Here is a 12631-nt window from a genome sequence, read left to right on the forward strand (position 1 = left end):
GCCGACCGGCGGTGTCGGTGTCCGGGTCAGCTGATCGGCACCCCGGATCGTCCGGTGCCGCCGAAGCTGGCCGGACCGGTGCCGTCGTCCTCGTCGTCGGTCCGTGGCCGCGGTACCGGGCACACCGCGACGATCTTCTCGGCCAGCGATTCCCGGGCCGCCGGGGTGTCCTCGGCCAGCACCAGACAGAAGGTGTCGACGACGGTGCTGCCGAGGGTGGCGACCTTGGCCCAGCGGACCCGGGCACCGGCCTGCTCCATCACATCGCTGACCCGGCTGAGCAGCCCCAGCCGGTCGTCGGTGCGCAGTTCCATCAGCACCTCACCGGCGGCCGGCGCCTCGGCCCACAGCACCCTGGGCGGTGCCACCGCGAACAGCGCCGGAACCGCGTTGGCGGCCACCGCCTCCGGGTCGTCGGGCGGTTTGCCCGAGGTGGACGCACCCGGCGAACTCGTCACGGTGCCGATGGTCGGGACCGGAGAGTCCTTCTCCCGCTTGTCGAGTCGGTCGAGCACCTTGACCTTGCCCTCGACCGCGGCGATCAGCTGCTGTCGCAGCAGACCCGCTTCGGGTGGCTCGCCGAATGCGGGTACCACGATGAAACGGTTGACCGCCCGACCCCGATGGTGCGCAACATTCGCCGAGTGCGATCGCAACCCGTTGAGCGCCAACACACCTGCCATCTTCGACAGCAGTCCCGGACGGTCCGGAGCCACCATGATCACCGAGTAGGTGTGCACCCCGTCGGCCGGCGAGAGCCGCACCCCGAAGTCCCCGGACTCGGCGACCTCGATCATCTCCTCGGTCAGCGGTTCGGGTGCGACGAGTTCGTCACCGTCGAGCAGGCGGGTGGCCCGCCGCACCAGATCGCTGATCAGCGAGGCCTTCCAGTCACCCCACACGCCGGGCCCGGTGGCCCGGGAATCCGCCTCGGCGAGCGCCGCGAGCAGTTCCAGGAGCACCCGCTTGTGGCGGAGGGTCTCCACCACCTCCTCGGCGGTGGCCGGGTCGTCGAGGTCACGCCGGGTGGCGATGGTCGGCAGCAGCAGATGATGGCGCACCATCTCCGAGAGGATCGCCACATCCTCCGGCCACAGACCGATCCGGTTGCCCACCTGCACCGCCAGCTCCGCGCCGACCATGCTGTGATCGGCGCCGCGCCCCTTGCCCAGATCGTGGATCAGGGCACCGAGCAACAGCAGATCGGGGCGCGAGACCCGGGTGGTCATCGACCCCGCATAGACCGCGGTCTCCACCAGGTGCCGGTCGACCGTCCAGGTGTGGATGGCATCGCGGGGCGGAAGGTCGCGGACCGCACCCCATTCCGGCAGCAGCCGGCCCCACAGTCCGGTGCGGTCGAGTGCCTCGATCGGCGCCACCATGTGCGGTCCGGAACCCAACAGCACCAGCAGGTCGCTGAGGGCCTCCGACGGCCAGGGCTCACGCAGTTCCGGGGCGTAGTCGGCCAGCCGGGACAGCGTGGAGGCGCTGATCGGCAGCCCGGTACGCGCCGACGACGACGCGACACGCAGGATCAGCCCCGGGTCCTTGCTCGGGATGGCGTTGCGCGCCAGCACGATCTCACCGTTGTGTTCGACCACACCCTCGTCGAGCGGACGGCGGATGGGTGAACGCCGGAGCTTGGCCAGACCGCGTCGCGGCAGGGCGTTGCCCGCCGTCCGCAACCCGACGTCGGTGGAGTACCCGATGGTGCGGGCCGCGTCACTGATCACCCGGGCGAGGTCGAACCGGTCCCCGATCCCCAGTGCCGCGCCGATCTCGTCGGCGTCCTGGGCCCGGACCTGTTCGCGTGCGCGACCGGCGATCCGGTGCAGTTCGGTACGGATGTCCAGCAATCGCTGGTAGGCCACCTGCGGTCCGGCGTTGGGGCTGTCGGGACGCAGGTTGGCCATACCGTCGGTCAATTGCGCGATGGCCAGCGCACCGAGCAGCTGCACATCCCGCAACCCGCCGCGACCGTTCTTCAGGTCGGGTTCGGCGCGGTGGGCGATGTCACCGCTGCGGCGCCACCGGTCCCGCGCATGATCGACCACGGCCGGGAACCGGTTGCGGATGTCGGTACGCCACTGCTGGCGCACGCCACCGATCAACAGCGACGAGAGATCTTCGTCACCGGCGATGTGCCGGGCCTCCAACAGGCCCAGTGCCGCGGTGATGTCGTCACCGGCCACCTGCAACGCCTGCGGCACCGTGCGGACACTGTGGTCGAGCGGGATGTTGGCGTCCCACAACGGATACCAGAGTCCGTCGGCGACCTCCGACACCCGCTCCGGGGACAGGTCCTCGTGCAGGAGGATCAGATCCAGATCCGAATGTGGGAGTAGTTCACCGCGGCCGAGTCCCCCGACCGCGACGATGGCCATCCCGCTGCCGGGCTTGATCCCGAGCTCTGCACCTTTGCTGGTCAGCCAGAACTCGTGCAGGTCCACCAGGACCTGACGCAAACCGGCCGCGTCCAGGCGGTTGGCCCCGCCGGCATCGGTCAGCTGTCGACGTGTCTTGGCGAGATCGGTTGCGGCAACGGAGATGTTGGGCTGGGAAGAACGCGGCCCCGCACCCGACTCGTCGTCGGGGGCGGGGCCGTGTCCTGTGCTCACGAAGGGCATCGGCCCTCGTCAGAGTGCGTCGGCGCCGCGTTCACCAGTGCGAACACGAACCACGGATTCGACCGGTGAGACCCAGACCTTGCCGTCACCGATCTTGCCGGTGCGGGCGGCTTCGACGATGACGTCGACGACCTTGTCCACTGCCGCGTCGTCGACGACGACCTCGACACGGACCTTGGGGACGAAGTCCACCGAGTACTCCGCGCCACGGTAGACCTCGGTGTGACCCTTCTGGCGACCGTAACCCTGCACCTCACTGACGGTCATGCCCAGGATTCCGGCCTGTTCCAGCCCGGCCTTGACGTCCTCCAGTGTGAACGGCTTCACGATTGCGGTGATCAGCTTCATGAGTTATCCCTCTCCACGGGTTTCAAGCGTAGTGGTCAACGATGCGCGAGTCAGGCCAACTCGTACGCGGTCTCGGCGTGTTCTGCCTCGTCGATGCCGCTCTTCTCCTCGTCGGCGTCGACTCGCCAGCCCAGCGGCTTGAGTGCGAACGCGATGATCGTGGTCAGGATGCCGGTGAACGCGAGGGCGAACAGGGCGATCACGATCTGCACGACGACCTGCTTGTAGTCGCCACCCCAGAACAGGCCGGTGTCCTGCGCCAGCAGGCCCACACCAATGGTGCCCCAGAGGCCGGCGACGAGGTGCACACCGACGACGTCGAGCGAGTCGTCGTAGCCGAACTTGTTCTTCAGGCCGATCGCGAGTGCGGCCAGCGCGCCGGCGATCACACCGAGGATCAGCGATCCGACCGGGGTCAGATTGCCACAGGCCGGGGTGATGGCGACCAGGCCGGCGACGATACCCGAGGCCGCACCCACGCTGGTGGCGTGCTTGTCGCGGATCAACTCCACGGCGAGCCAGCCGATGATCGCGGCGGCGGTGGCGGCGGTGGTGTTGACCCACACCTTGCCCGCGGTGAGGTCCGCGGCGAGCTCCGAGCCGACGTTGAAGCCGAACCAGCCGAACCACAGCAGTGCGGCACCGAGCATGACGAACGGGATGTTGTGCGGGCGGTAGGCGGTCTTGCCGAAGCCGACGCGGGCGCCGACGATCAGGGCCAGGACCAGACCGGCCATACCGGCGTTGATGTGGACCACGGTGCCACCGGCGAAGTCGATCGGTGCGACGTTGGCCTCACCGTCGGTGGTGCCGAACATCCATGCGGCGAAGCCGTCTTCGCCACCGCCCATGATGCCGCCGCCGCCGACGAGACCGCCCCACACCATGTGGGCCAGCGGGAAGTACACGATGGTGGCCCACACGACGGTGAAGACCAGCCAGGTGGAGAACTTCACACGCTCGGCGACCGCACCCGAGATCAGGGCGACGGTGATCACCGCGAACGTCAGCTGGAAGCCGAGGAACACGACCGCCGGGATCGACAGGCCCGCGGTGACGACCGCTTCCTTGCCGTCGATCGTCGCGGTGTTCATCAGCTGATCCGAGCCGAACAGCGCGAACGGGTTGGCGAAGATTCCGCCGATGTCGCTGTTACCGGTGATGCCGTCGCTGAACGACATCGAGAATCCCCACAGGACGTAGATGACGCTGACGGTGGCGAGTGCCCCGAACGACATCATCATCATGTTGAGGACCGACTTGCCCCGCGACAGGCCGCCATAGAAGAAAGCCAGACCGGGAGTCATCAGCAACACCAGTGCAGCGGCGGTGATGACCCACGCCGTGTCGCCTGTGTCGAACTCTCCGAATACGCTTTCCGGCAGTGCAGAAACCACTGTAAGAAACCTCCCTAAGCCGCGCCGACGGCTCGGCGCCTTCAAAGAGACTGTCGCCACCTGGTTTCAGCAGTGGTGCCCTGACGTTTCGTGCATGTGAACCGGTGGCCGGTTTGTATTGCGGCCACGTAACCTCCCAGGTCGGACTTCAGCGTCCTCTCAGGAGTACAGGTCACAGGAGAGCGTCGACGAACGCCTCGGGCTCGAACGGGGCGAGGTCGTCGGCACCTTCGCCGAGACCCACCAGCTTCACCGGGACGCCCAGTTCTTCCTGGACGTGGAAGACGATGCCGCCCTTGGCCGTACCGTCCAGTTTGGTCAGCACGACGCCGGTGATGTCGACCACTTCGGCGAACACGCGGGCCTGGGTGAGGCCGTTCTGTCCGACCGTGGAGTCGAGCACCAGCAGCACCTCGTCGACAGGCGCCTTCTTCTCCACGACACGCTTGACCTTGCCCAGCTCGTCCATCAGACCGGTCTTGGTGTGCAGACGTCCGGCGGTGTCGATCATCACCACGTCCACGCCGTCCTCGATGCCCTTGGCCACCGCGTCGAAGGCCACCGATGCGGGATCGGCCTGCTCCTTGCCGCGCACGATGCCGGCACCCACGCGCTCACCCCACGTCTGCAACTGGTCTGCGGCGGCGGCACGGAAGGTGTCGGCGGCACCGAGCAGCACACGTCGGCCGTCGGCGACGAGGACCCGGGCGAGCTTTCCGGTGGTGGTGGTCTTCCCGGTGCCGTTCACGCCGACGACGAGCACCACGGCGGGGGCACCGGCATGCGGCAGCGCACGCACCGATCGATCCATCTCCGGGTGCAGCTGATCCACCAGGACACGCTTGAGCAGCGCGCGGGCCTCGTCGGCGTTGCGCACCGGGGTCGTCGCCAGCTCGGTGCGCAGCCGCTCGACGACGGCGCTCGTGGCGGCGGTGCCGAGATCGGCCATCACCAGGGTGTCCTCGATCTCCTCCCAGCTGTCCTCGTCGAGGTCGCCGGCACCGAGCAGACCGAGCATCGACTTACCGATGGCACCCTGCGACCGCGACAGCCGTCCGCGCAGACGTCCCAGACGCCCGGCGGTCGGCGCGATCTCCTCGCGTGGCGGTGTGACCGCGGCGTCGGCGGCATCGACGGGAGCGGCGATCTCCGGCTCCGCGGCCGGGGTCTCGGCCGGCGTGGACGCCTCGGGCTGTGCGACCGCGGGCGTGGTCGTCTCGGGCTGGGTCGTCTCGGGCTGGGTCGTCTCGGGCTCGACGACCGGGGAATCGGTGTCCTCGACCTCGGCGGGCGCCGCCTCGGGTGCAGCTGCCTCGGGCTCAGCGGTCTCGGGTGCTGTGGTCTCGGGTGCAGCGGTCTCCGGCGCTGCCGCCTCAGGTGCAGCGGTCTCGGGTGCTGCGGTCTCGGGTGCTGCGGTCTCGGGCTCGTCGTCGATCTCGGGCAGGGCGACCTCGGTCACCGGGCGCTGTGCCGAATCACGTGGCACCGAGGCGTCGTCACCGACCGCGGGCTGCCCGTCGGTCTCGGTGCGTTCGACGGGCGGTCGCACCGGCTCCGGCGGCGGCGCCACCGTGGTGCCCCCGCCCTGACTGAAGGTGAACCCCGATCCCGCCTGGTAGCCACCGGATCTGTCGACCTGCGGAGTGCTGCCGTCGGTCACCTGGACGTCGGGGGTGGTGTCCTTCAGCGAGATCTGCCGGCGGCGGCGCAGCACGATCCCCAGCGCGAGCAGCGCCAGGATCACGACCACGGCCACGACGATGCCGATGATGACTTCGGTGTTCACTCTGCTTGTCCTGTTCTCGCCGGCCGGTCCGCGCGATGCGGGCCCGCTGCGTATTCAGAGGAGGGTTCTCGGGAGGATTCTGGCCGCAGGGCGGGTGTCACCCGGGCGGTCCGGACGGCGGGACCGGCCGGGTCATTCGGGATCGGGCGGCGTCGCCACCGGGACGTCCACCCCGCGCAGTCGCTGCGAGATCACCGTGGTGATCCCGTCGCCGCGCATGCTCACGCCGTAGAGGGCATCGGCGATCTGCATGGTGGGTTTCTGGTGGGTGATCACGATCAGCTGCGAGCGTTCCCGCAGCTGCTCGAACAGACTGATCAGCCGGCGCAGGTTGGTGTCGTCGAGGGCGGCCTCCACCTCGTCCATCACATAGAACGGTGACGGGCGGGCCCGGAAGATCGCGACCAGCATCGCCACCGCGGTCAGTGACTTCTCGCCGCCGGACAGCAACGACAGCCGCTTGACCTTCTTGCCCGGCGGGCGTGCCTCCACCTCGACGCCGGTGGTCAGCATGTCCGACGGATCGGTCAGCACTAGCCGCCCCTCGCCGCCCGGGAAGAGCGTGGAGAAGACCTGGGCGAATTCGCGCTCGACGTCGGCGTAGGCCTCGGTGAACACCTGCAGGATCCGGGCGTCGACCTCCTCGACCACCTCGAGGAGGTCCTTGCGGGCGGCCTTGACGTCCTCGAGCTGTGCGGAGAGGAAGTTGTAGCGTTCCTCGAGTGCCGCGAACTCCTCGAGGGCGAGGGGGTTGACCTTGCCGAGGGTGTTGAGGTCTTTCTGCGCCTTCTTGGCGCGCGCCTCCTGGGTCTTGCGGTCGTAGGCCATCGGCGCGGGCGTCACCACCTGCTCACCGCGGGCCTTGGCGGCCTCGTACTCGCTGATCTCCAGCGCCGACGGCGGCATCGGGATGTCGGGACCGTACTCGGCGACGACGTCGTCGGGTGACATCGCGAACGACTCCATGATCTGTTCTTCGAGCTGTTCGATCCGCAACGCCGACTGTGCACGCGCCACCTCGTCACGGTGGACGGCGTCCTTGAGCGTGTTGAGACGCTGGGTCAGGGTGGCCGATCGGCTCTTGAGTTCGTCGAGGGTCGCAGTCCGTTCACGACGCACCTGTTCGAGTTCGTCGCGGCCGGCCTGTGCGGTGGCCACCGCCGTCACCAGGCGCTGCGCCAGCTCGCCGGCCGACGACGCGACCGCCGCGGCGACGGTGGCGGCCTGTCGGCGGACCTCGTTCTGCAGCCGTGCACGTTCGCGGGCATCTCGTTCACGTTCGGCGGCGCGGCGCAGCGAGTCGGCCTTGCCACGGACCGAGGCGAGTCGCTCCTCGGCGGTGCGCAGCGCCAGCCGCGCCTCCATCTGGGTGTTGCGTGCGACCGCCACCGCCTCCGCCGCAACGCCCCGCTCGCCGGCGTCGACGTCGGTCGGCTCCTCCACCCCCTCGTCGTGGGCCAGGCTGAGCCGCTGTTCGAGTTCCTCGAGCCGGGCGACGGTCTCGGCCCGCCCCTCCTCGGCCTTGTCGCGTTGGCGGGCGAGGCGGTCGCTCTCGGCCTGTGCGGCGCGGATGTCCTGGCCCAGGCGGGCGAGCTGCTCGTAGGCGCCGCCCACCGCGCTGTCGGATTCGTGCAGCGCCGCCAGCGCCTCCTCGGCCGCCTCGCGACGCTCCTGCTGTTCGGTGAGCGCACCGTCGAGTGCGGCGGTCAGTTCCTCGGCGCGGCGCCGGGTGGCGGTGAGTTCGTCGGCGGCGATGTCGATGGCCGACTGCACCTCCAGGGTCGACGGCCGGTGCGCCGATCCGCCCTCGACGGCGGCACTCGAGATGCGGTCGCCGTCGCGGGTCACCGCGCGCACGCCGAACCGCCGGGCCACGTCGAGTCCCAGCGCGGCCGAGTCGACGACGACGGTGTCGCCGAGGATCGTCTCGATGGCGCCACGGATCGACTCCCGGCAGTCGACGACGTCGTCGACCCACCGCGCACCGTCCGGCAGGGATGCGGTCCGGTCGGCGCCGGTCGCGTCGGTACCGCCGATGATCAGTGCTCCCCGGCCGCCGTCACCGGCCTTGAGTGCGTCGAGGGCGCGCAGGGCCGCGTCCGGGTCGGTGGCGGCGATCGCATCGACCGCGCCGCCGAGGGCCGCGGCCACCGCGGTCTCGTATCCGGCCTGCACGGTGATCTGCTCCGATGCCGGGCCGAGCAGGCCGTCGGGGGCGTTGGCCAGCAGCCACGCGCCGCCGTCGTTGCGTTCGAGGCCCACCGACAGCGCCTCGATACGCGCCGACAGCGAGGCGATGCGCTGGGCCGCCTCACGTTCCTCGGCCTGCAGGGTCGCCACCCGCTCGTTGGAGCGGTTGAGTGCGGTGACGCAGCGTTCGTGGTGCTCGTCGAGTCCGCGTTCGGAGGTCTCGAGCTCCCCGAGGGATGCCGCGACGGCATCCTGCTCGACCTGTGCGTGCTGGACGCGTTCGGCGGCCGAGGCGATCGCCGCGGTCAGGCGGGCGGTCTCGGCGTCGACGGAGTCGGCCTTGGTGCGCAGGTTGTCGACCTGGCCCTCGAGGCGGGCCAGACCCTCGCGACGGTCGGCGATGGCCCGTACCGCGGCCATGTGCGCCTGTTCGGCGGCCGCGGCGGCGCGCTCCCGTTCTTCGAGTTCGAACTGGGCGAGCTCGAGACCTTCGGCGGCGGTCTCCACCGCGAAGGTCATCTCGGCCTCGTTCTCGGCGGCTTCGAGGGCCTGCTCCTCGAGTTCCTCGGGGTCCGGTCCGGTCGACTCGGTGACCGGTTCGTCGAGGTAGCGGCTGCGTTCGGCGGCCACCCGGCCGGTGGCGCCGACACGTTCGGCCAGGGCCGAGAGGGTGAACCAGGCACGCCCGGCGGCCTCGGCGGCGGGGACCACCTGCGCGAGGTGTTCCTCTTGTTCGGCGAGGTCGGCGTTCACCGCGTCGAGTTCGGTGGCCACGTCGTTCTGTTCACGCCGGATCTGGTCCTCGACCTCGGTGTGTTCGGCCATCTCGCCACGTCGGGTGACCAGGTCGTCGGCGGCCAGCCGCAGCCGCGCATCGCGCAGGTCGGCCTGGATGGTCTGGGCGCGGCGGGCCACCTCGGCCTGCCGGCCGAGTGGCTTGAGCTGTCGGCGGAGTTCGGCGGTGAGGTCGGTCAATCGGTCGAGGTTGGCCTGCATCGACTGCAGTTTGCGGACGGCCTTCTCTTTGCGCCGGCGATGTTTGAGCACACCGGCGGCCTCCTCGATGAAGGCACGACGATCCTCGGGCCGCGATTCCAGGATGGTGGCCAGGCGACCCTGGCCGACGATGACGTGCATCTCGCGGCCGATGCCGGAGTCCGAGAGCAGTTCCTGGACGTCCATGAGCCGGCATGTACTGCCGTTGATCTCGTACTCACCGGCACCGTCGCGGAACATCCGTCGGGTGATGGACACCTCGGAGTACTCGATCGGCAGTGCGCCGTCGGCGTTGTCGATGGTCAGGGTCACCTCGGCGCGGCCCAGCGGCGCGCGGCCGGAGGTGCCGGCGAAGATGACGTCCTCCATCTTTCCGCCGCGCAGGGCCTTGGCACCCTGCTCCCCCATCACCCAGGTCAGGGCGTCGACGACGTTCGACTTGCCCGACCCGTTGGGGCCCACCACGCAGGTGATGCCGGGTTCGAAGCGCAGGGTCGTCGCCGACGCAAAGGACTTGAAGCCTTTGAGGGTGAGCGACTTGAGGTGCACGGCAGTCAAGCCTACTTGAGCAGGGCGCTGTGGTGGCCGCAGGCCGTAGCCCGCGTGGTGCGCAGCAAACCCTCCACACTTGCGCAGATACACCCCCACTTTCCCGGGGTATTTGCGCAAGTGTGGAGGGTTTGGGAGGTCACTTCTCGACGAAGCCGGTGAGATCGCCGCGCGGGGTGTCGAAGGCTTCGACGACGAGGTCGACGCTCCCGGGCGTCCGACCCGACCGCAGCAGGTCGATCAGGGCGACGACCTTGTCCTCGGGCCCCTCGGCCACCACCCGCACCCGACCGTCGGCCTGGTTGGCCGCGTAGCCGACGAGCCCCAGTTCCAGGGCTCGTGACCGGGTCCACCAGCGGAAGCCGACGCCCTGCACATGTCCGTGTACGTAGGCGGTCACGCGGGTGTCGCCACTCATCGGTTCACTCCGTCTCGATGCGCAGGTCGACGGTGGTGCCGGCCTTCAGGGTGCGGCCCACGGTGCAGACCGCGTCGATCGCGCGCTGCACCACGACGAGGAGTCGTTCGGCGGCGTCGGGGTCGAGTTCGGACAGGTCCACCTCGAGAATCTCCTCGAGTCGCGGGTAGAGCTCGTTCTCGCGGTCGGCGGCGCCGGACACGCGGATGGTCGCGTCGTAGTCGTCACCGAGACGGCGCGCGAGCGGACGATCCGACGACATGCCGGTGCAGGCGGCCAGCGCGATCTTCAGCAGTTCACCCGGGGTGAACACACCCTCGACGTCCTCGGATCCCACGAGCACCTGCGCCCCGCGCGAGCTGTGCCCGGTGTAGCGGCGGGTGCCGGTGCGCTGCACCCACAGCTCGGTGTGCGGTGCGGCGTTCGCATCGGTCTGCTGCCCTGCGGTCTGCTGCTCGGTGGTCATCGCGGATGGAACTCCTCGTTCGTCGGTCGGCGATCGGTGGATGGGTCGGTGGAAACGGATTCGGTGGGGATGGGATGCCCGACGCCCGGTCAACGCCGGAGCCGGTGGCTTGCTTCCCGGCTCGCCCTCGCCGCACGCGCGACACCCCGGGCAGGAGGACGAACTGCGGTTCCTGAACTGCTCGCCGCGCACCATCGGCCGTCTCGGCGGCACGGCTCGACCATAGGCGCTGCGCGAGCGCACGACGTAGCCGGACTGCCCACGGTGCCATCAGCTCACACTCGCCACGCCCGACGCCTGCACCGATAGACGGGTTCACCTCGGAACCGTGACGTAACACACATATCGTGCACCGCGATATGGCAGACAGCGAAGTGCTTCGCCGCCCGGCGGGCCGCCGAACCCGAGGAGTCGTCGTGGCCGTAGTCAAACATCAGGGCCGGGCATTCGCCGCAGCCGCCGCCGTGGCGGCGGCCACAGTCGCGGGTGCGCTCGGTGCGGGGCAGGCGCAGGCCGCACCGATCGGCGTGCAGCAACTCCCCGCCACTGCGATCGTCGCCAACGGCCCCGCCGACTGGAGTGTCTTCACCGCGTTCATCCAGATCCACACCAGCGACAAACGCGGCTGGGTGGTCCTCACCGCACCGAGCGGCGACTGCGGCCGGTACGGCGTCGCCAATGCGCTGGTTCGTCTCGACTACACCAACCTCACCACCGGCGCTCGCGGTTCGGGGACGGTCAATCCGTGCGGCGGTCACGCGATGCCCCCGACGAGCGCCCGGCTGCACACCGGTTCCGGACAGATCGTCGGGTCCATCACCATTCCCACCGCCGGCGCCTGGGCCATCCCGGGCGGTGCCAGCTTCAGCGTCGGCTGACGACGCCAACACACAGGACCACACCGCGAGCGGTCGGCGCCGAAGCCGGGTCAGCTCGACGGACGACGACGGGGCGCCCGCTGGCACTGCGGGCACGAGAACGAACTACGGTTCATGAACTGCTCGCGGCGCATCACCCGCCCGCATCGGCGGCACGGTTGTCCTTCTCGCCCATAGGCATTCAGCGACCGCTCGAAGTACCCGGACTGCCCGTTGACGTTGACATACAGCGCGTCGAACGACGTCCCGCCTACTGCGAGCGCCTGCGCCATCACCTCGGTCGCGGCGTCGAGCAACTCGCGAATCCGCTTGGGCGCCAACGTGTCCGTCATCCGTGTACCGTGCAGCTTGGCGCGCCACAAAGCCTCGTCGGCATAGATGTTGCCGACCCCGGAGATCACCGTCTGATCGAGCAGGGCTCGTTTGATCTCGGTGTGTTTGGCCCGCATCCGGGCGACGACGACCTCGCGGTCGTAACCGGGATCGAACGGGTCGGGTGCGATGTGGGCGACAGACGCCGGTACCTGTTCACCCGGCCGGAACGGGTCGTCGACCAGTTCGTCGACATGCCAGCCACCGAAGGTCCGCTGGTCGACGAAGCGCAGTTCGGCACCGAGCGGGTCGTGTCCGGGATCGCCGTCGAGTCCGGCCCGAATCCGTAGGTGCGTGTGATCAGGGGCATCGCGCTGCGAGATCAGCATCTGCCCGCTCATCCCGAGATGCACGACGAGCGCGGCGTCGTCGGTGGCATCGGAGACCTCGAGCCAGAGGAACTTGCCGCGGCGTCGGGCCGCGGTCACCGTCTTGCCGGTCAGCCGGCCGATCAGGTCGGTCGCACCACCGGGATGGCGACGGACGGCACGCGGATGGGCCACCTCGACGTCGGTGATCCGACGGCCGACGACGTGGTCGACGAGACCGATGCGGACGGTCTCGACCTCGGGGAGTTCAGGCATCCGCGATCACACGGCGACGG

General features: G+C 69.5%; 9 protein-coding genes. 1 reads left to right on the top strand and 8 read right to left on the bottom strand.

The features are described from left to right. Positions 1-26: 26 nt before the first annotated feature. The 7 genes from Q9K23_RS02750 to Q9K23_RS02780 form a co-directional block, all read right to left on the bottom strand. Complete coding sequence (locus tag Q9K23_RS02750; RefSeq protein WP_053778754.1) at positions 27-2627, bottom strand: [protein-PII] uridylyltransferase; 2601 nt, start codon at positions 2625-2627, stop codon at positions 27-29. A 9-nt stretch (positions 2628-2636) separates the two neighbouring features. Next, positions 2637-2975 carry a P-II family nitrogen regulator gene (locus Q9K23_RS02755; protein ID WP_005176661.1) on the bottom strand — a complete coding sequence of 113 codons (339 nt, stop codon included), beginning with the start codon at positions 2973-2975 and terminating at the stop codon, positions 2637-2639. A gap of 50 nt (positions 2976-3025) precedes the next feature. Continuing rightward, positions 3026-4372, bottom strand: coding sequence for an ammonium transporter (locus tag Q9K23_RS02760; protein ID WP_020792092.1), 1347 nt, complete (start codon positions 4370-4372; stop codon positions 3026-3028). A 172-nt stretch (positions 4373-4544) separates the two neighbouring features. After that, positions 4545-6158, bottom strand: coding sequence for a signal recognition particle-docking protein FtsY (gene ftsY, locus Q9K23_RS02765; RefSeq protein WP_059035113.1), 1614 nt, complete (start codon positions 6156-6158; stop codon positions 4545-4547). A 132-nt stretch (positions 6159-6290) separates the two neighbouring features. Then, on the bottom strand, positions 6291-9893 hold the full coding sequence (smc, locus tag Q9K23_RS02770; protein WP_059035114.1) for a chromosome segregation protein SMC: 3603 nt from the start codon (positions 9891-9893) through the stop codon (positions 6291-6293). Positions 9894-10032: 139 nt separating this feature from the next. Continuing rightward, the gene (locus Q9K23_RS02775) at positions 10033-10311 is read right to left on the bottom strand and encodes an acylphosphatase (protein ID WP_020794457.1); all 279 of its coding nucleotides are present in this window, start codon (positions 10309-10311) and stop codon (positions 10033-10035) included. Positions 10312-10315: 4 nt separating this feature from the next. Beyond that, complete coding sequence (locus Q9K23_RS02780; RefSeq protein WP_053778755.1) at positions 10316-10777, bottom strand: OsmC family protein; 462 nt, start codon at positions 10775-10777, stop codon at positions 10316-10318. 416 nt (positions 10778-11193) lie between these two features. On the opposite strand from Q9K23_RS02780, the gene Q9K23_RS02785 reads away from it, so the two are divergent. Continuing rightward, the gene (locus tag Q9K23_RS02785) at positions 11194-11655 is read left to right on the top strand and encodes a hypothetical protein (protein WP_053778756.1); all 462 of its coding nucleotides are present in this window, start codon (positions 11194-11196) and stop codon (positions 11653-11655) included. A 50-nt stretch (positions 11656-11705) separates the two neighbouring features. Here the strand turns inward: Q9K23_RS02785 and mutM are convergent, their stop codons facing one another. Further along, positions 11706-12611: a bifunctional DNA-formamidopyrimidine glycosylase/DNA-(apurinic or apyrimidinic site) lyase gene (gene mutM, locus Q9K23_RS02790; RefSeq protein ID WP_053778757.1), complete on the bottom strand. Its 906-nt coding sequence runs from the start codon at positions 12609-12611 to the stop codon at positions 11706-11708. Between the last annotated feature and the right edge of the window lie 20 nt (positions 12612-12631).

It is taken from the genome of Gordonia sp. NB41Y (assembly GCF_030718915.1).
In the GTDB taxonomy this organism is placed as follows: domain Bacteria; phylum Actinomycetota; class Actinomycetes; order Mycobacteriales; family Mycobacteriaceae; genus Gordonia; species Gordonia desulfuricans.